This is a genomic window from Shewanella sp. GutCb (assembly GCF_002836135.1).
GTDB lineage: Bacteria > Pseudomonadota > Gammaproteobacteria > Enterobacterales > Shewanellaceae > Shewanella.
Genome location: NZ_PJBL01000009.1, coordinates 1 through 22,867 on the forward strand (window position 1 = coordinate 1; position 22,867 = coordinate 22,867).

Sequence of the window (22,867 nt, forward strand, 5' to 3'; positions counted from 1 at the left end):
CTTCATTTATTTCAAAACCTAATACGTTAGAAGATACTATTTTGTCCTGTTTGGGATCGTATACGGATAAACCTTTATCAGTTCCAATGTACATGGATCCTGACTTGCTAATGTAGAGGCTGCGAATGAAAGTGCTGGCTAACTGGTTGCTATCTGAAGGAAAGTAATGGCGGAAGGTTTTACCATCGTATCTGTTTAGCCCATTAAGGGTACCAACCCAAACATAACCATCAGCATCCTCAACGATGGATGTAACGTTACTTTGAGATAGTCCTTCAGGTACACCTAGAGAGACAGAGTTTAGCGTGAATGCTAAAGAAGACTGCATCGACGAGAAGAGCAGGAACAAAAATAGTGTAACTTTTAGCAGTGTCTTAGGCATATTTATTATTTTATTTTTAACCAATGTCTTAAGGCAACAGTATCTAATGCTCACTTTTTCAGAAAGTGACGTCATTGTCAAAAGTCTTCGTGCATTTCGTAGCTAATTATCATTACTCACATCCTTTCAGTATGATATATGTCCACTTTGTGTTTTTTTATTGTCTAAACGGGTTAACTTTAATGTTTATCCGTTTAGACATTCCGTTTCTCATCGTTTCACTGTTTACCCAATATGCCGCGCTTTAGTAATCAAATTGTTCAGCTTTGAGTTTGAATGCACGGAGATCTAGGATCATATTATCGGACTTTAGCTGCGCTTGATCTTGATGGGACTCACCCGTGCTAAAGAGGACCAGTCGGTCACAATGTTTAGTCCGCATCTTCTTCATTATAAACTTGATTAAATCAGAGCGAGTTAACGTCTTTATTTGCTCTACAACATTTTCCCTTTGGTTAAAGGCATAGTCTTTGTTACCTATGCTAGACCAGTAACGTTGACTGCGCGTTTTAAGATTCGCATCATGTTCCATGACTTGGTTCACAAGGCCGGTTTTAGTTGATTCCCATTGCTCATTGGTGATTTGTAATATTGCATAGGTAAAATCTGCAATGAACTCGTCTATCGCCTGCAATAGAACCTGTGGTCCAGAGTTCGGTGATTGAATATAAAAAATAATACCAGGGTATCGATTCAGAGGCAGATAACCCGTTCCGACCATATAACCCAACTGTTTTTGCGTTCTTAACTCATGAAAAAACGTAGATGACATCGTGTGGTTTAGCAAGCTAAACAGCGCCATATTTTCTGGTGTCGCAGTATCAGATTGGTAGTAGACAATAATGCCACTGTCTTGATGAGAGGCTGAAACTTCTCTCAACAATGTGCCTTTATTTGAGAGGTCGATAAGCTCCCTTGAAGACTCTGAACTTGGGGAGGTGACCAAGGATAAAATTCTATTAAGCTTACAACCTAAGGCCTTAGCTTCACTTTCCAGCCAGTCGCCATAAACCAAACCTTCTAAATGTATTTTTTCATAGAAACTTTTAACATGTGCATGTAAGTCTTCTAACGTGATCTCTTCAAGTAACTCAGCCATCCGAGCGGGTTCAAAACTGCGCTTTTGCAGCGTCACCGTTAAACTGGTAAATAGCTGGGATATTGGCTTAGCTTGAGTATGATTATACCAGCTGCGTAAGATCTGCTTTTTTATCAATTCAAAGCGGTTCTGAGTAAACTTGCGCTCGCGTGCTTTTTCAATAACAAGTGAGAGCAGTGCTTCTTGTTTGCCAGAAAAACCGGTCAAATGTAAGGTGATCCCACCTTGATGAGGATAAATGTTGTAGCTCAGGCCTGCGACCTCTGCTTGATAGGTATACTCGGTGAGGTAATCAAGCAGCATTTCTACATACAGTCGTGTTAATGCAGCATGTTTGGGTGATGCAGCAGTTTGAGCTGAGTCCAAGGAAAGATAGAGATGCCCTTTGGGCACGTTAAATTCATCATCTTTTTTATGCCAAATTCGATAGCCAGGTTCTTGTGATACCACTAGTGGTACTGGCCCGTTACTTTTATCTGTTCTTGCGACGCAATGGTCAATAATGAACGGGTTAGGCGAGGGTAAGGTGAGTTCGGAGCGCACTTTAGGTGCTAACCAACGAGTGATATCTTCCGTGGAAATTTTACGGATCTGATACGGTGAGTGATACCAAGCGGCTTGTTTATCGGTCTCTAACTCAGGAGCAATAAGTTGTAAGCGCATATTAGCCGGAGTCATCATCGCTAATAACTGCTGGGTTTCGATAACATCAAGACCATCCATGCGGTAATCACCAAAAACCACATCTTCAACATCATAATGATGCATGTTGATGCTCAGATGACTTGCCAAATCCAGTGCCTTAACTTGTTCCTGATATTGAAAAGCAACTTTGAGTAAAGCAGCCCTTTCTTTGTATCGCCAGTCGCTTAACCCTGTCTCTCTGATTAAAGTAATGTACTCAAAAGTACAATCAATAACGTCTTTAAGCTTGTTCAACCCTAGATCTGTAAGTTGGATACTAATATTATAATCTTTGAAATTGTAACCGTTTACACCACCGCCAGCCGATAAGTTGTTGGCTAGTCCTCGTTCTTTTAAATAGGAGAGCAAGCTACCTTTGCCTTCGTAACCTAGAAGGTGACTAATAAATGTCAAAGGCTTACGCTTATAAAAGCGTTCAAGCGCAGGCAAAGCAAACGTAATCGCAATTCGTCGCTGTTCTTTGAGAGGAACGATGTTGATTTTTGCTTGTAATTGTTCTGCTAGATAAATTGGGGTATCTGGATATTGAGTAGGTTCTGGATGGTGGGTAATCGCAGCAAAATAAGTGTGAGCAAGCTTGGCCAAATCATCCAAAGAGGTGGGAGCCACAATGCATAATGTCATAATGTTAGCACTGTACTTTTCGTTATAAAAAGCGATTAACTCCTCTCTCAAGTTTTGTTGTTCGCCAGCCAATGTTTCTAGGTTACCCACTGAAAACTTGGAAAAGGGATGAGCCGGGTTAACCGTTTCTTTTTGCACCTGATAGACGCGTCGAATATCGTCTTTTAACTTCATACTGAATTCAGATTCGATAGCATGACGCTCGCGATCAACTAACGCTACATCAAATAATGGTGCGATGAAAAATTGACTAAAACGGTCGAGCGAAGCTTCAAATTGTGCGGCGTTGATGCTATAAAAAAAGTTGGTGTGCTCAGTGCCAGTCCAAGCGTTATTACTTCCGCCATGCTGGTTGATAAAGGCTGAGTATTCTCCTGAGTCAGGGAATTTTTCAGTACCAAGAAAAAGCATATGTTCAAGAAAATGTGCCATACCAGGACGAGCAACCGGGTCGTCAAAATGACCTACGGCCACAGCCATTGATGCTGCCGCTTCTGTTGACTGCAGATCTTCAACCAATAATACCGACAACCCATTTTCTAAGGTGATATTACGGTACTTGCGATGGTCATTTGGACTGGTGATAACTTTTTTGTTTTTTGGCAAAAGCATGGCTCCAATTGATCGAACAGCATCTAACCTAGATACTTACTTTAGTAATCACTTGTCGATAAAGCACGTAAAAAAACCAATTTACATCTCTTGGTCGGCTTGTGGGATTGAGTCGATAGGCTAGCGATGTAAATGATTCTAGGTTGCTGTAATAATGTAACTTGCCATTATTTCTACTTATCTTCAAACACAAGATCTCCAAACGGTAAAATAATCTGTCGTTTGGCTGATTTTGGTTCAATTTGATGTTCAATTAACCTTTTGACTCTTTTATGGTTAGTATCTTAAAACCACCACAAGTTATATTCGACTAATTAATAACTAAAAAACGGTATGTTGCTGTTAAGATTCAGACTACAATTAGTTAATAAGAATAAAAAGTTGGGAGTAGCAAAGCGGTATGCAGCTATTTTTAATGCGACATGGTGAAGCGGGCTTTAATGCCCATTCAGATCGAGAACGCACATTAACGGATACTGGTCGCCAGCACACAGGCTTGATGAGTAATTGGCTAGGACAGAGCGTTACTGAGTTTGATTTAGTGCTTGTCAGTCCGTATCTGCGAGCGCAACAAAGTTGGCAAGAAATGCATCAGCATTTTCCTGAACCTCGTCAATGGTTAACATTAGATGAACTGGTACCTTCGGGAGACCCTGCGACAGTTGCGGAAACCGTCCTTGCTTATGCTGAACATTATAAAGCTGAAAATGTATTGGTTTTGGCACATATGCCACTGTTAGGCTATTTGGTGAGTGAGTTGGTACCAGGCTTTGAGCCGCCATTGTTTGCCACTTCAGGTGTTACGCTTATTAATAAGCAAACGACGCAAGCTTCTGTAGAATGGCAATATGCACCTCATATGATCTGCTAGCATCGTTTAGGGTTTAGGGTTTAGGGTTTAGGAAGGAGTGAGTCCCAAAAGACTCACTTTTTTTGTGTGCGCAGCCTTAGTCTGTATTAATTGCACTGCAAGACTACACTTAACGTCGGTACGGTTGGTCGCCAATATCAATTAACACCAGTAATGCCGCGTCGCCGCCCCATTCTTTAGTCGCTTGATGAAAGGCCTTTATGTGAGGGTGCTGCGCTAACCACATTGGAATATTCTGTTTCAACACCCCCGTACCATGGCCATGCATAATGCAGCAGCAATGGCTTTGCTGTTTAATGCAGGCTTGGATCAAAGCGGCTAGCTCAAGTTTTGCCTCTGATTGGCGTAGACCATGCAAATCCAACAATAGATCTGGCACGTAATCTCCGCGGCGCAGACGTTTTACTTCATAGCTATCAACGTCATCTCTTGCCCACTTCATCGGACCAATTTCGGGCAGTAGTGGTTGATAAGTATCAGAGAAGAAGCTGTCAGCATGTAGCTGTTGCTCTTTTTCCTCAATCACTTTGCGGTCTTTAGGGGCTGATTTAAAGTGGCGTTTGTTTTGCTCAAAAGGTTTCATTCCTTTTGTTTGCTCTGCAAATAGTGCCAAATCATCTTTATCGGTTCTTTTATTCATAAGGGTATTTTATTGAATCCGATGCCATATGAATAGAGTTCAGTTACAATGAGTCGGAATTAAAATGTTGGAGTGAATTTTGGATAAGATTTTTGTTGATGAAGCCGTTACTGAATTAAGAACAATTGGTGATATGTTACGCTGGGGTGTCAGTCGTTTTAATGATGCAAATATTTATTACGGACACGGTACCGACAATGCGTGGGACGAAGCCATTGCTTTGGTTTTTCATGCGTTGCATTTACCAGAAGAGCTCGGCCAACAAGTCATTCACTCTAATCTGACTATTAGCGAAAAACATAAAATTGTTGAACTCATTATTCGCCGTGTCAAAGAGCGTTTACCTGTTCCATATCTAACAAATAAAGTGATGTTTGCGGGTCTAGAATTTTATGTTGATGAGCGGGTATTAGTTCCTCGTTCGCCAATTGCTGAGTTAATCGCTAACCGTTTCAGCCCTTGGTTATATAACAAACAAGTTAATCGCGTAATGGACTTGTGTACAGGCAGTGCGTGCATCGCCATCGCTTGTGCTTACGAATTTGAAAATGCTGAAGTCGATGCGTTAGACATCAGCGAAGATGCCTTAGACGTGGCGCAGATTAATATTGAAACTCTTGGGGTTATGGACCGGGTGTTCCCAATGGAATCTGATCTGTTTTCTGCCATCCCTAAAGGCCCACACTACGACTTAATCGTCTCTAATCCTCCTTATGTTGATGCCGAAGATATCGGTGATATGCCGGATGAATATCATCATGAGCCTGAAATTGGTCTTGCTTCTGGTCGTGACGGTTTAGATCTCACCAAGCGTATCCTTGCCAATGCAGCTGATTATTTGACTGAAGATGGCCTGCTGGTGGTTGAAGTGGGTAATTCAATGGTGCATTTAATCGCGCTATTCCCGGATGTGCCATTCACATGGGTAAGTTTTGAAAATGGCGGAGACGGTGTTTTCATTTTAACGCGTGATCAACTTGTTGAGAATGAATCATTATTTGTTATCTATAAAGATAGTGAATAATAGAAACTAGCCACAATGCTGGTTGTATTGAGGCCATTTAATTTGTGTATCTACTTTTTAGTTGTAGATGCTCGTTTAATTTGCGTAATTGAGGTGTAGAAAGCGGATGTCGGGAAACAGTATTGGTCAAAATTTTGTAGTCACTACATTTGGTGAGAGCCACGGAGTTGCCTTAGGTTGTATTATTGATGGTTGCCCTCCTGGGATTGAGTTAAATGAAGCGGATATGCAGCATGATCTAGACCGCCGTCGCCCAGGGACCTCTCGATATACCACCGCTCGTCGTGAGGCGGATGAAGTGCGCATTTTATCTGGCGTGTTTGAAGGTCAAACAACGGGGACTTCAATCGGTCTGTTGATTGAAAACACTGATCAGCGCAGTAAAGATTACTCGAATATTAAAGACTTGTTTCGTCCTGGGCACGCCGATTATACCTATCAACAAAAGTATGGTTTAAGAGATTACCGTGGTGGTGGTCGCTCTTCTGCGCGTGAAACAGCAATGCGAGTCGCTGCTGGTGCTGTGGCCAAAAAATACCTAAAGAAAGTTCATGGTATTGAGATAAATGGCTATTTGTCACAACTGGGTCCAATCAAAGCAGAGTCTGTTGATTTTGCCGAAATTGAGAAAAACGCATTCTTCTTCCCTGATGCGTCGAAGCTTGTGGCTTTAGACGAATACATGCGCGATCTTAAAAAAAGTGGTGATTCAATAGGCGCTAAAGTGACGGTGGTCGCCACGGGCGTTCCTGTTGGCTTGGGTGAACCTGTATTTGACCGATTAGACGCTGAAATTGCCCATGCACTCATGGGAATAAATGCTGTCAAAGGTGTTGAGATTGGTGATGGCTTTGAAGTTATCAATCAAAAAGGTTCTGAGCATCGTGATTTAATGTCGCCAGAAGGTTTTGCTTCTAACCATGCGGGTGGCATTTTAGGCGGGATTTCTTCCGGCCAACCTATCGTCGCTCATATTGCGATGAAGCCGACATCAAGCATCAGTGTGCCGGGCGAGAGTATGACTGCCCAAGGTGACATTGCTGAAGTAGTGACCAAAGGTCGACATGATCCTTGTGTGGGCATTCGTGCAGTACCCATCGCAGAAGCAATGTTAGCGATTGTATTAATGGATCACTTACTGCGTCACCGCGCACAAAATATGGATGTGAATAGCAGTACACCTGTCATTGGAATGCGTTAATGTTTCAGCCTAAAAACACAGAGCAGCAATTACGCTGGCTCTGTGCTTGTTATTTCTTTTTCTTCTCTATTCTTGGCGTCATGGTACCTTATTTAGGTGTCTTTTTTGATAGCCGCGGTTTTAATGCTCAAGAGATTGGTTTTTTATTAGCCATCCTCATGGGGACTCGCATTATCGCCCCAAATTTGTGGGCAATAGTGGCTGATAGAACCGGAATGCGCTCTGAGCTAATCAAGATAGGCGCAGGCGCTGCTGCAGTCTCTTACCTCAGTTTTTTCTATGATGGTAGCTTGATGTATCTTGCTATCAGTCTGGCGGTATATACCTTTTTTTGGAACGCTATCCTTGCCCAGTTAGAAGTGATAACACTTGAAACACTGGGGGAGAATACCACCCGTTATGGCGCAATACGGAGTTGGGGCAGTGTTGGCTATATCGTTCTTGTGGTGGGTGGTGGTTTTGCCATCGGTCATTGGGGACCACAGATCCTGCCCTATATTGGTATGGCATTATTTGTCGGTATGCTGGTCAGCGCACTCCCACTACCCGCTAACAGAGCTAAGGTGCAGCGGGATGTTAAACGTCCACCGTTAGTGTTTAATAAAGCCGTTATTTGGTTTCTTATCTCAGCGATGTTATTGCAAATGAGCGCAGGACCTTTCTATGGTTTCTTTGTTCTATATCTCAAGCAAGCGGGATATACCGAAGCCGTTGCGGGTATTTTTGTTGCCTTAGGCGTGGCGGCAGAGATCATTATGTTTATGTATGCGCCGCGACTCCTTGGACGTTTTGGGGTGAAATTTTTACTCTTTATCAGTATTGCGTTAACCGCTGTTCGTTGGTTATTACTTGCGTTTGGGGTCGACAGCTTATTGTGGCTCAGCCTAAGTCAAATATTACATGCGTTCACTTTTGGGTTAACCCACGCCGCTTCAATTCAGTTTGTACATAAGCATTTTGATATCAGTCGTCGTAGCCAAGGGCAGGCGCTCTATGCCAGCTTGAGCTTTGGTGTTGGCGGTGCATTGGGTACTTGGTTATGTGGAATAATATGGGGTGACGGCTCAGGCGCAGTAACAACGTGGATTTTTGCTGCATTCTGCGCCGTGCTTTCAATGATTGCAGTGTTATTTATTCCGTCATCGCAGCGCCCGCCGGCTAGATCGGTCACTACGGCCTAAACAGCTAATGAGTCCGTCTCTAACTGCTTTTAAATGGAGTCAATGAAGTGAGCAGGTTTCGTCTTGGTTTAATTATTAATCCACTTGCGGGTTTAGGTGGCAGTGTTGCTTTAAAAGGCAGCGATGGTGTGGCTGACTTAGCTATCGCTAAAGGCGCAGTCCCTAAATCACAGTTGCGAATGCAACAAGCTCTGCAAGTCATTTTACCCTATAAAAATCAGCTTGAGATCATCACCGCATCAGGTGATATGGGCGAATCGTTAGCCCGTAAAATGGGGTTTAATGTGCGTGTTGTCTATCATGCGCCCGCGCTCACAGCGGCGCAAGATACTCAATTGGTCGTTGAGAAGCTGCTGAGTGAAACACTCGATTTGCTTTTATTTGCAGGGGGGGACGGCACTGCAAGGGATATTTTTGCCATCGCTGACGATAATATCCCAGTGTTAGGTGTGCCCGCTGGGGTGAAGATTCATTCAGGGGTTTACGGGATAACGCCCCATGCATCAGGCGTGGTGGTCAAGATGTTGTTAGAGGGTGAATTAGTCAGCCTGATGTGCGCTGATGTGATGGATATCGATGAAGTTGCCTTTAGAACCGGCGTAGTCAAAGCCAAGCGATTTGGTGAAATGCTGGTTCCCGCTGAGCCGCGTTATGTTCAAGCGGTAAAAATGGGTGGCATAGAAACCGACGAACTCGTGCTGGCCGATATTGCTGCTGAAGCGATTGAACTCATGGAAGATGATGTCATTGTTATAGGCTCTGGCAGCACCGTTGCGGCTGTGATGGAAGAGCTTGGACTCGACAATACCTTATTGGGTGTCGATCTCGTTCAAGCGCGACAATTAGTCGCCAGTGATTTGTCGGCTGATGAATTACTAAAATTAACCGAAAACCAATCAGTTAAGCTATACATTACCCTTATCGGCGGCCAAGGCCACATTTTAGGTCGAGGTAACCAGCAGTTATCCCCCGAGCTAGTAAGACGGGTGGGTAAGAACAATATTGTTATTTTAGCGACAAAAACAAAGTTAAAAGCACTTGAAGGACGACCACTAATTGTGGATAGTGGCGACCCAGAATTAGATAAAGAACTTACAGGCTATTACAAAGTGGTGACCGGCTATCATGATTATGTGATGTATCAGGTTGCGAATCCAGATTTAGTCGAGTAATCACGACTGCAACTACTGAGTCTGTTAACTGTTATTAATTAAATGTTGGAATGATTCCAATAGTTTTGAGTATGTGGAGCCCTCAATGTTAGAGAAGTATGAGCAAACACTTCAGGATTGGATTGAAAGTATTGTTGCTGACGGTGATGATGACGCCTTATTCGCAAGCGGATATCTTCAAGGCCATTTTGCCGTTGTGTTATCGAAGTTAGAAGCCGAACATGATCAAGGTGCACAAGCACTCGAATCTAAAATGGCTGATTGTCTAGCACTTGCTAGAGAAGAGCTCGATGATAACGACTATGCATTGGTTAACGATGCTTGGTTACAGCTAAGCTGCAAGTTAGCGGCTTAACGAGTTAGGTGTTATGCCGTGGTCTTATTGCGGCAGTTAGTTTTTCGATTGAGTGATTAAGTATGAGTAGCAAACGATATAGCGCAATAGGGTTAGTGAATCCTAAAAGTCCAACCAATGTCGGTGGCGTAATGCGCGCAGCGGGATGTTATGAAGCCGAGGATGTGTTTTATACCGGCAAACGCTACGCATTGGCAGCCAGCAACGGCAATTCACAATATAATACTGATACGCAAGCCGCTAGCGAAATCATAGCGCTAACAGGCGTAGAGTCTTTAATTGATGCAGTAGAGCCTGATGTCAGCATTGTGTGCGTTGATCTTGTAGAGGGGGCAATACCACTGCCTTCATTTGAACATCCAGAAAAAGCGCTTTATATTTTTGGGCCAGAAGACGGCACTATTAATCAGCAACTTATCAATAGAGCTGACGCAGTAGTGTATGTGCCGACTGTCGGCTGCATGAACCTAGCGGCTTCAGTTAACGTGCTGCTTTATGACCGACTATCAAAGTCGAAAGCGATGATCATCGGTGATGATTTGATCCGCTCTAGTCGTGACAAAAATAATCGTATTAAAGTTAAGCGTAGTTTCAATTTCCCCAAGTGATTAACGCTTTGAAGCTTACGCGCGCTGCTAAAGGTGCGTAGGTTACAAGACTGCGTCAATTAAAGGCCACTTTAAAAAGTGGCCTTTTTTATTTAGTCAATTGCAGCTTTAGTAAATGTTAATGAGCGTATATAAGCGTTGCAGGCTGTTTTGGTGAAGTGCTTGCTCTGAAAATAAAAAATTGTGCCGATTATTTAATTGACGTATAGACCATCGCTACTCATATTTACTAGGACCATTTTAATTAAAGGATTGATTCAATGCGACTATTAAGACAACAACAAACCGTATTGCTGGCGCTATTGATAGGACTAGTAGGCTGCTCCTCAGCGCCTCCTTCAATGCAATCGGGGCCTGATGCACAAGTGACTAAAGAGGGCTTGGTTAAAATTGACAACTCGGTGTTAGATATCTCTTTCGCTAGGCCAAATGTCGATTGGAGTCAATATCGAACACTGTATTTTAAACCCGCCACGGTGACTAATGATCATCCGACTGATTATACACAGCCACGTATCGACCGAAGAGCTGATGGGCTTAATGCAACCTACGATCTGCCTGATGAAGCCCTCAAAAGAATGTCCGCTGAATTTGCGACAATGGTTGTCAGTGTGTTCAATGAAGATCAGCCGTTTGAGCTTGTTGATAAAGCAGGACCAGATACCTTAGTCATTGAAGTTGCGGTAACCGATATTCGGCTGAGTGCACCGATAGAGTCTTCAAGACGAAGCTATAACTCAATGGGAAAAACCTATACTCAAAACTCAGGCTCCATGATGTTACTGGCAATGATTAAAGACGGTCAGACCGGCGAAGTGTTAGCAAAAGCGGCTGATCGGGCTGAGGGTTTTGACCAGTGGCAACTAAACACCCAAGTATTTAACTGGGGGGATGTTAAAACGGTTTATCGTCGCTGGGTCAATGACTTTAAAAATGCTTTGATGGCAGCAGGGGCTAACTAGCATCGCAACACTGGCAGAGGCTAAATGACATTATTAGAGCCACTGCAGTAGTTTGACCGCAGGTCATTGGAACCATTTAGTCTGAGGGTAACTCACTTTAGCCGCTTTCTTTGTTAGAGCTGTTACTCTTAGCATTCCTGATATGGGTCATTTACTCATTTTTATTAATGCTCTAATTAAATGTCGGCTAATTTAGTGGATCTTCGGTAAAAAATACATCGTTTTTCAGTGCCTTTATTTTTTCCACAAACCAGGCTAGTGCCTTGCCTTTATTCTCTTTTCGCCATGCTGCACACATGTCATGATTTCTGTTGTCAGGTTTTTCCAGCGTTAACGCCACCAATTGTCCGCTCTTTAATTGTTGCTGTATACGATGAACAGGCAAATAGCCGACTCCTAAGCCAAGTAGCTGAACTTCTATTTTTTGGTCAATACTGGGCACCGTAATACGCGGCTGGCCATCGAGTAAGCCTGCTGAACGTGCTGCTAGCTCTCTTGAACTATCTGCAACCACCACTGAGGGATATTTTTTAATCACTGTATTACTTAAAGGTTGTTGCTCTTGGCAAAGAGGGTGATCTTTAGCGACTGCAAAAATAAACTCAATGTCACCTATCGGATGAATATTAAAACTGTTGTCACGAGCAGTGCCCGCAGCACCAATAACGAGATCACATCGCCCCGCACTTAGCGCATCCCAGGTACCACCAAATACCTCTTCAGTGACTTTAATATCTATCCATGGGTGCGAAATCTGAAATTGTGCAATCAGTGAATAGATCGGCTGAAAGTGTAAAATACTATCGACAGCGATGCGTAACTCTAACTCCCAACCACTGGCACTCTGTTTAGCCATGTAGGTGAGTTCATCGGTGGCCTGTAAAATAAGTCGGCCCTGTTCAACAATTAAGTTGCCTACGGCAGTTAATTCCGCCTTGCGTTTACTGCGATCAAACAGCGCAATATCTAAATCCTCTTCAAGCTTATTGACGGTATAAGAGATCGCTGAAGGCACACGAAATAATTCATCGGCGGCAGCTGCAAAACTTTTTTTACGTTCAATGGCATCAAGCACCTTTAATGCATCTAGTGTGATAGGAGAATTCATTAGTTCAATCCTTTTGAATTGGTTGGTCAGTTATTACCGTTATTCATTCTTTTGGCTATTAAATATAATAGCTCCAACATTCAAAAACAATGAACTGAAGAGAATAAAATGTCTACATTACTACTGAATAAATTAACTACATCTAACCCGCACTGGTCATCGTTAGTATTGCGAATTCCAGTCGGTCTTATCTTTATGGCTCACGGTGCACAAAAATTATTCGCTTGGTTTGGTGGATATGGCCTAGAGGGTACGGGTCAGTGGATGGAATCAATTGGATTAGGCCCTGGTTATTTAATGGCATTAATGGCTGGCAGCGCAGAATTTTTTGGTGGGTTACTCCTCATTATCGGCTTGCTAACGCGGCCTACTGCACTTGTTTTAGCGTTTACCATGATCGTTGCTATTTTGACAGTGCATTTAGAAAACGGTTTATTTATGAGCAACAACGGTTACGAATTCGGCTTATCGTTAATTATCATTAGTCTTGCATTAATGTTGCAAGGTGGCGGACGTTTATCACTCGATAATATTATTGCCGACCGCACTCAATAGTATTGCTAACTAATACATCATTATTATACGCCCGGCACAGGGCTCTTTATAAACAGTGGAGTAAATCATGGGTTTAATCGTCAATGGTAAGTGGGTCGATCAATGGTATGACACAGAAAGTAGTAAAGGTGAATTTCAGCGTCAGGAGAGTCGCTTTAGACACACTATTTCAGCTGACGGCCCTTTTAAGCCTGAAGCCGGACGCTATCATCTGTATGTATCGCTGGCATGTCCTTGGGCACACCGCACGCTTATTTTCCGTCAATTAAAACAACTACAAGATATTATTACTGTCAGCGTGGTTAGGCCTGAAATGAGAGAAAATGGTTGGGAGTTTGGCGATGCGGATAGTGAATATACGGATTCACTGTTTGAAAGTGAATTTATGTATGAACTCTATTTAAAAGCTGCACCCGATTATCAAGGCCGCGTAACAGTGCCTGTTTTATGGGACAAACAAACTAATAAAATCGTTAACAACGAATCAAGTGAGATCATACGCATCTTTAATACTGCTTTTAACGACTTAACAGGTAATACAGATGATTATTACCCAGCAGCGTTACATAGTGAAATTGATACGATTAATGAGCGAATTTATCACCAAATAAATAATGGTGTATACCGTGCCGGTTTTGCAACCACTCAAGCGGCTTATGAAGCAGCTTACGATGAACTTTTTACAAGTTTAGACTGGCTCGAGGGGCACCTTGGTGAACACCGTTATTTGGTGGGCGAGTCTTTAACTGAAGCTGATTGGCGTTTATTTACTACCTTGCTTCGTTTTGATGCAGTTTACCATGGCCATTTTAAATGTAACCGTAACCGATTAAGTGAATTTCATAATATTAGCAATTACGTACGAGAGCTTTACCAGTTTGGGTCTGTGGCAGAAACAGTGGATTTGCCTTATACAAAAATTCATTACTACGCGAGCCATGACACCATTAACCCAACGTTGATTGTGCCAAAAGGGCCAGAGTTAGACTTCACTGTCAAGCATGATAGAGAAGCGCTTTCAACAAATAGTCAACGAGGATAACAACATGATCAAACATTACCCTTTTGATGAACTAGGTAAAGCGAGTCATGGTTGGTTAACCTCTAGCCACCACTTTAGTTTTGCAGATTATTACAATCCTGCGCGTATGGGGTTTGGTACGCTGAGAGTGATTAATGATGATTGGGTTAAACCAAACACAGGCTTCCCAACACATGCACACCGTAATATGGAAATTATTAGCTTTATTCGCAGTGGCGCCATCACACATAAAGATAGTAAAGGTAATAAGGGGCTAACACCTGTAGGTGAAGTTCAGGTGATGAGTGCTGGGACTGGCATCAGTCATTCTGAATATAACTTAAGCAAAGAGCCACTGACTTTTTACCAGATTTGGATTGAGCCTAATAAACATAATGTAGAACCTCGATGGGAAAGTAACCTCTATTCTAAGGACGGTGATAATAACGAGCTACCACTAATAGTCTCGGGCTACCCTGAAGATAAAAACGAAGCATTATACATAAACCAACTTGCCCGAATTTATGGAGGGAAACTGAAAAAAGGTGTTCAATATATTCAAAATATTGATCATCAAATGTATGTGTTAGCATCATCCGGGAAAATTAAAGTGAGCGATAACCAAACGTCTATAGTGATGCATAAAGGCGACGGAGCAGAGGTTACGGAGCAAAAGCTAATCACGATTGAGGTACTAGAGGACAGTGAGTTCATTTTGATCGATTCTCCTGCTCATTAAGCTGATTCCGAGAGGTGAGAGCGATCCATTCAGTTCTCAGCAAATTTTATTCAACTTGCTTACCTTTCGCAGCAAGATTTGAATTACTCATCGCTTGTTGTAGCCCTGTCATCGTACCTAATCAGAATCGAGAGGCGTTATACTCAAGGTCATACGAACGTTAAACCTTGAAGCTAAAATACAACTCGTTTTTGTCTAGAAATGTCTGGTACTTTATGACTTAGCTTATGGTTGTTGATGAAGTCTAGATTGTTTAGGGAAGACTGTCTTTCTTCCCAACATAAACATTTTTTCAAATGTTAAACTCGGATCGCAGATAGGCTCATTTATTCTGAGCCGCTCTCTACGGATTTCCCCTTCAACAGTTTACGCATCCACATTCTGTTTGGGTTTAACAGTGCGATGAAGTCAGTGCTTATTGGCATCACTTCTCCACAAATTTGAGCGGCTAGCGCTTCAGCCGCTAAAAGACCTGAACTTAATCCTCTAGAGCCCAATCCGCCTAATAAATAGAGTCCGTTATGAACGGGGGCGGCATTACTTTGCCAAAATTTTCTACTTTCTGGTGTGAGCTGATGTTTATCGTAGAGCGCCATAATGGTCTCTAGATCGGGAACGGGCCCCATCATCGGTGCGTGATCGCGAGTTACCATCCGCACGCCGACTCGGGCGCTGTGCTTGGATATATCGATATCACGATTCCAGTCCTTATTTAAATAACTCTGTTGGATCTTGTGTAAGTTATCAACTTGCTCTTGCGGACTATAATCCAAATTGGCAGCATCTTTGATATAACTGGCGCCTAAACAATGTAGGGCGTCATTCATCGGGGTCATATAGCCATTAGCACACAAAACCGTGCTTAGTTTAGACAATTTTGCTCTCGTTGGCGCATGGCTGACTTGACCTCTAAACCCGGTAACTTGTAGATGCTTAGTCTGTTCAAACCGAGTGAGTGACTTACCGTTGGCTACCACCACTGTTTTGTATGGGCCTAAACGTTGTTTATTACTGACTAAAAACCAGCCAGCATCACTTTTTTCAAGTGCTGTTATTTGGGTGTTTAAATGGATTGATACATCCGATAATCGGCTTGCTTGTTCAAGTGATGCTCTGCAGAGGTCTTGCGGCGCAACCCAACCGCCTAATGGATAGAATATTCCAGTTTCGTCAATGTCTATACCAGCTAGCTCACTCGATTGCTGTGCAGTAACGGCGTGTGCAATATTAACGCACCAATGGTGACCGTTAACAATTTTCAGCACCCGTTTTCTGCTACGCTCATCATGACCTGTGTGCAACACACCACAAAGATCAAAGTCGATTGCATGATTTTGATTGGAGAGTGAAGTTAATCGATGCAAGCTAAAAAGATAGGCCTGTTGAAAATACTGACTTAAGGTATTGTTATCAGGCGTGAGTAGTGGATAAATAGCCCCTTGTCTGTTGCCTGATGCAGCTTGGGCTAAATCACTGTCTTCACAAAATACTGCGGTTTTTTGTTTACGCTCAGCGAGCGACAACACTAAGCTTGCGCAAGCAATGCCGCCGCCAATGACAGCTATTTCATCAGCGCTATTGACTGCATGAATAGGATAGGGGGCTTGTTGACTTAATTGTTGTGCTCTAAGTGCTTGACGCTCCATCAGAGGCACATTATCGGTGTTGCTTGAATTTAAACCGTTAAAACCGACCAATTGACTCAGTTTGTATAGTTCTTGTTGAATATCGACCGGTAACTTATCTGAGATTAAGCAATCGCAGCTATCGTTACTGTGTTTGGCCATTTGCCAGAAGAGGGTCTCTTCAATGCTGTGTAAATTGATTGCGGCGGCGCAAATCCAATGCGCTATTAAATGTGTGCTGCTAACGGAGATCTGACGTAATTGCTGTTCATAATGACCAAGATGAAAATCAATGATTAGGGCACCTTGGTTTAATTTGACACGCTGACAACCTTCGATAGCCACAAGCTGAGTTTCGGGACGAGTCTGCAACAGATCTCTACATGCTTGCGATGAAAATAGTTGCTCAATATGCTCATCAATAGCGCAAAATATTTTAACTGTTAACCTGGATTTTGATGCAGATTGATACTCAATGAGATCCGTTATTGTGCTTACTGAGTCCAATCCGAGTATGGCTATGACGGCGTCTTTAGTGTTTTTAATGGCTAAGATAGACTGAATAATTTTACTCACTGTCATGATTACGTCTTTAATGTTAAATTAAACCCTCATAAAAACAGGGTAGGATTTGCTGAACTTGGGTTAAATTGTACATTTTAATCCTACAATTTAGGCAAGGATTTTACTCAATATCCCATATTAGGCATTATTTTTGTGTTCTTTATGGAAAGCTGACCACTTAAATGGAATAAAAGCGCTACCATTGGCTCAGCAAAATGGGTACTACCTGTATAGAATGGATCATTAATAATGAAAAGAGTCGTGATCACCGGACTTGGCGTTGTCTCAAGCATCGGTAATAACAAGCAAGAAGTCACTGAATCATTGAAAGCGGGTCGTAGTGGTATTACTCACTCCGATCAGTTTGAAGAAATGAAGCTGCGCAGCCATGTTTGGGGCGATATCAAGTTAGATCCTAAAGAGCACATTGATCGTAAAGCACTTCGTTTTATGGGCAATGCTGCGGCATACGCTTATATTGCAATGGCAGAAGCGATTAAAGATGCGGGTCTAACTGAAGAACAATATTCAGATCCTCGGGTCGGTATTATTGCGGGTACGGGTGGAGCATCTTCAGCCAACCAAGTACAAGCAGCTGATATTTTGCGAGAAAAAGGTGTGAAGCGCGTTGGGCCGTATATTGTGCCGCGCATCATGTCGAGCACAGCAAGTGCTTGTCTTGCAACACCATTTAAAATTAAAGGCATGAACTATTCAATTAGTTCTGCTTGTGCAACTAGCGCACATTGTATTGGCCATGCGGCTGAGCTTATCCAAATGGGTAAGCAAGACATGGTGTTTGCTGGTGGCTCAGAAGAGGTCGATTGGACGCTGACAATGGGCTTCGACGCGATGGGTGCATTGTCAACTAAGTACAATGATACACCTGAGAAAGCGTCACGCACATATGACGCAGACCGCGATGGTTTTGTTATCTCTGGTGGCGGCGGAATCGTTGTCGTTGAAGAGCTAGAACACGCGCTTGCACGTGGTGCAAAAATATACGCAGAAATTGTTGGTTATGGCGCATCATCAGATGGTTATGACATGGTTGCTCCATCAGGTGAGGGCGCTGTACGTTGTATGCAGATGGCTTTAGCTGATGTTGATACCCCAATCGATTATATCAACACACACGGCACTTCAACGCCTGTTGGTGATATGCGTGAGCTTGAAGCATTACGTGAAACATTTGGTGAAGATTTACCTCCAATTGCATCAACTAAGTCTTTGACTGGTCATGCACTCGGTGCTGCGGGTGCTCATGAGGCTATCTACAGTATGATCATGATGGAAGAAGGCTTTATTGCACCAAGCATCAATATCGATACCCTAGACGAAAAAGCAGCTGGTATGCCAGTAGTGACTGAATACCGTGAAGCTGAGCTGAACACTGTGATGAGTAACAGCTTTGGTTTTGGTGGCACAAACGCAACTTTGGTTATGCGAAAGTATAAGTAAGCCAAAGGTTGTCATCTAAAAAGGAAGCTTAGGCTTCCTTTTTTTGTATCCGACTTTTATGAAACTCAACAAGCAGTCGTTTATTATTGCGATGTCCAATCTCATTGGACTTGCTAACACGTTGTCCTCGTCGTCTATCCATAAACCGAGTAAGACTAACGGCCAGTATAGTGTCTAATGCATCAACGATGCGAGCAATGAGCCAACAGTGCATATGAGATGAATACTTGACTGACGTCCTCAATAATCTACCATTACGCTGTTGTTGATATTGAATTGCTCATATGAAGAGGCTCGAAATTTAGCACCCAGCAAGATGGTTAATCTTAGTGCGCTGTAAACTGCTTATGACATGCGGTGCTGACTCATTTACGGCAGCCTTCTTGAAACCTGCCACTCATCCAAAGTATGCTTTGGATGAGTGGCACTGAGCGAAGATACAATCTATGTGGGTGACACTTCACTCTTGGTCATTACGCGATGAGTTTTTTGGTTGGCAGCACATCTCCAATGACAAAGTTTAACAGATCCTCTTTTGATAGTTCATCAAGCCCGAGTGATGCTAATGTTCTGCCTTCTGCAAAAAAGTCTCTTGTTAAAATCCCGCCACACATCTCAATCAAACGGTTACATTCAGGCATATTAATCCCTAATTTGTCACCTAATGATGATAACAAAACTAGCCCCATAGGCACATCTTCAGTTACGTAGCGGTTATCGAAACTATACGGTCCAGGAGGCGATGAAATTTTATAACTTTCAAAAACGGCTTTAGGATTTTGGTTAAGATCTTCTTCATTCCTAAATAAACAGGCTTTTAGATAGGGGATAGGTTCACAGCCCAAGGCTGTTAACACCGCCATTTTTTCAGCGTCTAATTTGTCAATCATCAACCATGCCATTTCAGTTGAAAGCGCATCCCGGTACATATAGGGGACTTCATCAGGATGATGTTTTGCACAATACTCAAGCATTGGATACATCACATACAAGCCTATTGTGTGAACAATGATATTGGGATTATGCAGTGCTGATTCAAATATATGCTTTCGAACGCTGTTCATTTCAATGTCGTAGGCCGGGAATAAGCGCGATGCTATGGTCATGCCTTCAGCTGTTCTTGTGGCGGGGAAAAACGATAGTGAGTTTCTAGCATTTTTGAACAAGACTTTCACTGTGCCAGGTGCAACAATTCTTGCATCGTTAGGAGTCGATTCTCCTTCGGCAAAGATAGGGTTATTGGTGCAATATTTTTTATAAAAGATACTACCAGCGTATCCAGGTATTAAGATAACAAGCTGATCATCCTGAAAATACTTTGCGATTCTTTCTGCTAAAGCTGGATGGTATGTGGTTTGAATAAAAACCATTACAACATCAGCTCCGTTAATCGCTTCTTTGGGATCTCGAGTAATCAATTCCAGTGGTTGAAAAGTTTTTTCGGCATCATCAGCGCTATCGGTAAAATGGCCATTTTTGGTGTTATCGATACAGTATATGCCCTTGTTTTTGACCATTGCTTCAAAATGATCATCATGAGTAATACGATTCGAAGTTTTCAGTAGTGTTACTTTATGTCCTGCCTCAGCAGCCATAAACGCACAAGCAGAACCTGCATTGCCTGCTCCAACTATGGTGATTTTCATTTTATTCCTTTGTCTTTATGTTTTTATTCAAGATGTTATTAAATTTAAGCCTCTTGAAAATATAAGCCCTTGGAAATATGAAAGCATGGAGATGTGGAAACATGGAGCTGTGGAAACATGGAGATGTGGAAACATGGAGATGTGGAAACATGGAGATGTGGAAACATGGAGATGTGGAAACATGGAGATGTGGAAACATGGAGCCGTGGAAACATGGAGCTGTGGAAACATGGATGTATCAATCTTCTATGATACTAATTAGTATGGTCATCAAGCTAACCAACGAATTTTAACTATTGAGTTGTTGATTTTACGGGGGATATTATAGCTTATATGAGCGCCACCCTGTCAGGATAGTTGTCTGTTTTTTGAGTTATGTTAGCAAGATAAGTCGGCGGAGGATGTTTTTGTAGGTTTAAATGTTGTAAAGGAATATGGCAAGTATCAAATCTAACTTTTTAATCTTATGTTGCCACTTGTGAGGGGGTTTGTAATTAAGGTGTAAGAATGTATAACAAGTTAAATCCCAAGAAATACAGGTTCACAGCATATTTTACCGTGCTATCCAAATTTGATCTCATATAGCGAATGTTTCACCAAAGCTTCAGACTGTGCAAGCGATATCTGAGGTGGCTAAGGTATATTGAACCAATCAACCAATCAACCAATCAACCAATCAACCAGTCAACCAACCAATCAATCAGTTGATTAGTCAACAAGCGAAACTCGGAACAAGTCGCGCCTTATTTCCTAGCGTAATCGGCTCGTTGGGAGTTAATTCGCAAGAAAAGTAATCGAATAGTGGTATTTAGCCGTATAGGGAACTAACAGACCTGATTGAGACTCGTAAATGTTTTCTATATTTAAATCAAATCCAACAAAAAAATTGAATAAACTTCTCTCTATAAAACTTGAACAAGCTATGCATGCTCAAAGAAATGGAGACATAAAAAGTTATTCTCAACTGAGTTATGAAGCAGACCAAATAGATAAACAAATATCACTAATAGAAAGAGAAAAATAGCGAGTAAACAATGAGTAAACTGTAGATTACCATATGCTGATATGACCTATTTCATTTCGCCATCTTCTCTATTTCGGTATAACGTTAAGATAGAAAGTTCGGAGCTACCCCTTCGGCTTTGCTATTTTTACCCTTTAGCGAGGTTAAAGAGATAGACAGCGTAACTGTATTACTACAGATGTTGAGCCGTTACTGTGTGACTCAGAAAAATAGCATTTTTATCAGTGCTGTTGACTCCTTTTAGCCGTTCGGCAGCTCTCCTAATATTTAGCTTGAATAATGACGATATTAATAACCTTTTAACGTGGCTAAACCAAACCTTCTGTGTTTGTTGTCACTTTCTCGGGTGTTGGTAATGCTTATGATTTTCTGTGTCAACCTTCTGAGCGTAACGTAACGTAACTGAGCTGAGAAAGGCTATCGGGAATAAGCTAAACCAGTCAATTAAGGGTTTTGGTAAAACATGTCTGAAAATACCTTCGGCTCGATATTCAAGTTGCAACCATCTTGCTAGAATGCACTCCTTACGGATTCAGCACACGTTTTAGGAACCATTATGAAGATCCTTGCCGATGAAAACATGCCTTATGTTCAACAGCTATTTGGCCATTTAGGCACCATAGAAACCGTTAATGGCCGAGAGTTAACTGCAGAGCAAGTTAATAACGTGGATATATTGTTGGTGCGTTCGGTTACTCAGGTGAATCAAGCATTACTCGCAGGGAATAACCAACTTAAGTTTGTCGGTAGCGCAACAATTGGCACTGACCATATTGATTTAGACTACCTTGCCAGCCGTAATATTCCATTCTCCAATGCGCCTGGCTGCAATGCGACTGCCGTTGGTGAGTTTGCTTTTATAGCCATGTTAGAACTTGCCCAGCGCTTTAAAAGTCCTTTAAAAGGTAAAGTGGTAGGGATTGTTGGCGCAGGGAATACCGGTACTGCCGTTGCCAAGTGTCTAGAAGCTTATGGGATTGAAGTATTGCTTTGTGATCCTGTACTCGAAGCAAAAGGCGACCCTCGCAGTTTTGTTTCTTTAAACTTCCTCATTGATAAATGCGATGTGATTAGTTTGCATACGCCGATTACTAAAACGGGTGAACATAAAACATGGTATCTATTCGATGAGGCTCGTTTAAATCGTTTGCGTGAAAACACTTGGCTGCTTAACTGCTGTCGCGGTGAGGTGATTGATAATCGTGCGTTACTTAAGTTTAAACAGCAACGAGATGACATAAAAGTTGTACTTGATGTGTGGGAAGGTGAACCTCATCCAATGCCCGAGCTGGTGCCTTATATCGAATTTTGCACCCCGCACATTGCCGGTTACTCATTAGAGGGTAAAGCGCGTGGGACTTACATGCTGTATCAGCAGGTGGCTAAGGTACTAAACATTAAGGGTGAAAATAAGATGGACGCCTTGTTACCCGCATTGTGGAGTGAACAAGTGACAGTGACTGAAATCGCTACCGAAAGAGCGTTATTACAGCTGGCGAGATTTGTATATGATTTGCGCGATGATGATGAGTTATTCAGAAAAAACTTTCTTAATAACCTGGGGTTTGATCATATGAGAAAAAATCACAAGCATAGACGTGAATTTAGCGCATTAAAGGTAAGCAATATGGGACAAACTAATGTAAATTGGTTATCCAATTTAGGGTTTTCAGGAGTCGGGCTGTAAT

Annotated in this window: 20 protein-coding genes; 14 read left to right on the forward strand and 6 right to left on the reverse strand. The window is 42.3% G+C overall.

Annotated features, from left to right (window positions below; genetic code table 11):
- Both CXF86_RS06275 and CXF86_RS06280 read right to left on the reverse strand, forming a co-directional pair.
- Window positions 1–457: ligand-binding sensor domain-containing protein (locus CXF86_RS06275; RefSeq protein ID WP_374702327.1), on the reverse strand; the 457-nt coding region annotated here is incomplete at its 3' end.
- 169 nt (window positions 458–626) lie between these two features.
- On the reverse strand, window positions 627–3,416 hold the full coding sequence (locus CXF86_RS06280; RefSeq protein WP_102038632.1) for an insulinase family protein: 2,790 nt from the start codon (window positions 3,414–3,416) through the stop codon (window positions 627–629).
- 406 nt (window positions 3,417–3,822) lie between these two features.
- Here CXF86_RS06280 and sixA point away from each other — a divergent pair, with 406 nt between their 5' ends.
- A complete protein-coding gene (gene sixA, locus CXF86_RS06285) occupies window positions 3,823–4,293 on the forward strand; it encodes a phosphohistidine phosphatase SixA (RefSeq protein ID WP_101091480.1) in 471 nt (156 codons plus the stop codon).
- 109 nt (window positions 4,294–4,402) lie between these two features.
- On the opposite strand, the gene smrB is transcribed toward sixA, so the two are convergent.
- The gene (gene smrB / locus CXF86_RS06290; protein ID WP_101091481.1) at window positions 4,403–4,933 is read right to left on the reverse strand and encodes an endonuclease SmrB; all 531 of its coding nucleotides are present in this window, start codon (window positions 4,931–4,933) and stop codon (window positions 4,403–4,405) included.
- A gap of 79 nt (window positions 4,934–5,012) precedes the next feature.
- On the opposite strand from smrB, the gene prmB reads away from it, so the two are divergent.
- The 7 genes from prmB (at window position 5,013) to CXF86_RS06325 (ending at window position 11,436) form a co-directional block, all read left to right on the forward strand.
- On the forward strand, window positions 5,013–5,957 hold the full coding sequence (gene prmB / locus CXF86_RS06295) for a 50S ribosomal protein L3 N(5)-glutamine methyltransferase (RefSeq protein WP_101091482.1): 945 nt from the start codon (window positions 5,013–5,015) through the stop codon (window positions 5,955–5,957).
- A gap of 106 nt (window positions 5,958–6,063) precedes the next feature.
- Window positions 6,064–7,158, forward strand: a complete 1,095-nt coding sequence (gene aroC, locus CXF86_RS06300; protein ID WP_101091483.1) for a chorismate synthase — start codon at window positions 6,064–6,066, stop codon at window positions 7,156–7,158.
- A complete protein-coding gene (locus CXF86_RS06305; protein ID WP_101091484.1) occupies window positions 7,158–8,339 on the forward strand; it encodes an MFS transporter in 1,182 nt (393 codons plus the stop codon). Before aroC ends, CXF86_RS06305 begins: the two co-directional genes overlap by 1 nt.
- A 47-nt stretch (window positions 8,340–8,386) precedes the next feature.
- Window positions 8,387–9,511, forward strand: coding sequence for an ATP-NAD kinase family protein (locus tag CXF86_RS06310; RefSeq protein WP_101091485.1), 1,125 nt, complete (start codon window positions 8,387–8,389; stop codon window positions 9,509–9,511).
- Between the two features lie 85 nt (window positions 9,512–9,596).
- Window positions 9,597–9,866, forward strand: a complete 270-nt coding sequence (locus CXF86_RS06315; RefSeq protein WP_101091486.1) for a YfcL family protein — start codon at window positions 9,597–9,599, stop codon at window positions 9,864–9,866.
- 62 nt (window positions 9,867–9,928) lie between these two features.
- Window positions 9,929–10,474 carry an RNA methyltransferase gene (locus CXF86_RS06320; protein WP_102038618.1) on the forward strand — a complete coding sequence of 182 codons (546 nt, stop codon included), beginning with the start codon at window positions 9,929–9,931 and terminating at the stop codon, window positions 10,472–10,474.
- A gap of 260 nt (window positions 10,475–10,734) precedes the next feature.
- Window positions 10,735–11,436 carry a DUF3313 family protein gene (locus tag CXF86_RS06325; protein WP_101091488.1) on the forward strand — a complete coding sequence of 234 codons (702 nt, stop codon included), beginning with the start codon at window positions 10,735–10,737 and terminating at the stop codon, window positions 11,434–11,436.
- Between the two features lie 187 nt (window positions 11,437–11,623).
- Here the strand turns inward: CXF86_RS06325 and CXF86_RS06330 are convergent, their stop codons facing one another.
- Window positions 11,624–12,544, reverse strand: a complete 921-nt coding sequence (locus CXF86_RS06330) for a LysR family transcriptional regulator (RefSeq protein WP_101091489.1) — start codon at window positions 12,542–12,544, stop codon at window positions 11,624–11,626.
- Between the two features lie 108 nt (window positions 12,545–12,652).
- Between CXF86_RS06330 and CXF86_RS06335 the strand changes: the two genes are divergently transcribed.
- The 3 genes from CXF86_RS06335 to CXF86_RS06345 all read left to right on the forward strand — a co-directional run bounded on the left by CXF86_RS06335 (window position 12,653) and on the right by CXF86_RS06345 (window position 14,859).
- On the forward strand, window positions 12,653–13,099 hold the full coding sequence (locus CXF86_RS06335) for a DoxX family protein (protein ID WP_101091490.1): 447 nt from the start codon (window positions 12,653–12,655) through the stop codon (window positions 13,097–13,099).
- Between the two features lie 67 nt (window positions 13,100–13,166).
- Window positions 13,167–14,141: a glutathione S-transferase family protein gene (locus CXF86_RS06340; protein ID WP_101091491.1), complete on the forward strand. Its 975-nt coding sequence runs from the start codon at window positions 13,167–13,169 to the stop codon at window positions 14,139–14,141.
- 4 nt (window positions 14,142–14,145) lie between these two features.
- On the forward strand, window positions 14,146–14,859 hold the full coding sequence (locus tag CXF86_RS06345) for a pirin family protein (RefSeq protein WP_101091492.1): 714 nt from the start codon (window positions 14,146–14,148) through the stop codon (window positions 14,857–14,859).
- 326 nt (window positions 14,860–15,185) lie between these two features.
- On the opposite strand, the gene mnmC is transcribed toward CXF86_RS06345, so the two are convergent.
- A complete protein-coding gene (mnmC, locus tag CXF86_RS06350) occupies window positions 15,186–17,066 on the reverse strand; it encodes an FAD-dependent 5-carboxymethylaminomethyl-2-thiouridine(34) oxidoreductase MnmC1 (RefSeq protein WP_102038619.1) in 1,881 nt (626 codons plus the stop codon).
- A gap of 231 nt (window positions 17,067–17,297) precedes the next feature.
- Between mnmC and fabB the strand changes: the two genes are divergently transcribed.
- Window positions 17,298–18,509 carry a beta-ketoacyl-ACP synthase I gene (gene fabB, locus CXF86_RS06355; protein ID WP_101091494.1) on the forward strand — a complete coding sequence of 404 codons (1,212 nt, stop codon included), beginning with the start codon at window positions 17,298–17,300 and terminating at the stop codon, window positions 18,507–18,509.
- Window positions 18,510–18,982: 473 nt separating this feature from the next.
- On the opposite strand, the gene CXF86_RS06360 is transcribed toward fabB, so the two are convergent.
- Window positions 18,983–20,155, reverse strand: coding sequence for an NAD/NADP octopine/nopaline dehydrogenase family protein (locus tag CXF86_RS06360; RefSeq protein WP_101091495.1), 1,173 nt, complete (start codon window positions 20,153–20,155; stop codon window positions 18,983–18,985).
- An 850-nt stretch (window positions 20,156–21,005) separates the two neighbouring features.
- Between CXF86_RS06360 and CXF86_RS22580 the strand changes: the two genes are divergently transcribed.
- Entirely contained in the window at window positions 21,006–21,179 is a 174-nt protein-coding gene (locus tag CXF86_RS22580; RefSeq protein ID WP_145991624.1) for a DUF6435 family protein, read from the forward strand.
- Window positions 21,180–21,735: 556 nt separating this feature from the next.
- Window positions 21,736–22,866 carry a 4-phosphoerythronate dehydrogenase gene (locus tag CXF86_RS06365; protein WP_102038620.1) on the forward strand — a complete coding sequence of 377 codons (1,131 nt, stop codon included), beginning with the start codon at window positions 21,736–21,738 and terminating at the stop codon, window positions 22,864–22,866.
- The last annotated feature ends 1 nt before the right edge of the window (window position 22,867 follow it).

What these genes read in the sequence shown, in the direction of transcription:
- CXF86_RS22580 (WP_145991624.1), top strand. Translation starts at nt 21,006, where the DNA reads ATGTTTTCTATATTTAAATCAAATCCAACAAAAAAATTGAATAAACTT.
- CXF86_RS06320 (WP_102038618.1), top strand. Translation starts at nt 9,929, where the DNA reads ATGAGTAGCAAACGATATAGCGCAATAGGGTTAGTGAATCCTAAAAGT.
- CXF86_RS06345 (WP_101091492.1), top strand. Translation starts at nt 14,146, where the DNA reads ATGATCAAACATTACCCTTTTGATGAACTAGGTAAAGCGAGTCATGGT.
- sixA (WP_101091480.1), top strand. Translation starts at nt 3,823, where the DNA reads ATGCAGCTATTTTTAATGCGACATGGTGAAGCGGGCTTTAATGCCCAT.
- CXF86_RS06325 (WP_101091488.1), top strand. Translation starts at nt 10,735, where the DNA reads ATGCGACTATTAAGACAACAACAAACCGTATTGCTGGCGCTATTGATA.
- fabB (WP_101091494.1), top strand. Translation starts at nt 17,298, where the DNA reads ATGAAAAGAGTCGTGATCACCGGACTTGGCGTTGTCTCAAGCATCGGT.
- CXF86_RS06330 (WP_101091489.1), bottom strand. Translation starts at nt 12,544, where the DNA reads ATGAATTCTCCTATCACACTAGATGCATTAAAGGTGCTTGATGCCATT.
- aroC (WP_101091483.1), top strand. Translation starts at nt 6,064, where the DNA reads ATGTCGGGAAACAGTATTGGTCAAAATTTTGTAGTCACTACATTTGGT.
- CXF86_RS06305 (WP_101091484.1), top strand. Translation starts at nt 7,158, where the DNA reads ATGTTTCAGCCTAAAAACACAGAGCAGCAATTACGCTGGCTCTGTGCT.
- mnmC (WP_102038619.1), bottom strand. Translation starts at nt 17,066, where the DNA reads ATGACAGTGAGTAAAATTATTCAGTCTATCTTAGCCATTAAAAACACT.
- smrB (WP_101091481.1), bottom strand. Translation starts at nt 4,933, where the DNA reads ATGAATAAAAGAACCGATAAAGATGATTTGGCACTATTTGCAGAGCAA.
- CXF86_RS06340 (WP_101091491.1), top strand. Translation starts at nt 13,167, where the DNA reads ATGGGTTTAATCGTCAATGGTAAGTGGGTCGATCAATGGTATGACACA.
- CXF86_RS06365 (WP_102038620.1), top strand. Translation starts at nt 21,736, where the DNA reads ATGAAGATCCTTGCCGATGAAAACATGCCTTATGTTCAACAGCTATTT.
- CXF86_RS06335 (WP_101091490.1), top strand. Translation starts at nt 12,653, where the DNA reads ATGTCTACATTACTACTGAATAAATTAACTACATCTAACCCGCACTGG.
- CXF86_RS06315 (WP_101091486.1), top strand. Translation starts at nt 9,597, where the DNA reads ATGTTAGAGAAGTATGAGCAAACACTTCAGGATTGGATTGAAAGTATT.
- CXF86_RS06360 (WP_101091495.1), bottom strand. Translation starts at nt 20,155, where the DNA reads ATGAAAATCACCATAGTTGGAGCAGGCAATGCAGGTTCTGCTTGTGCG.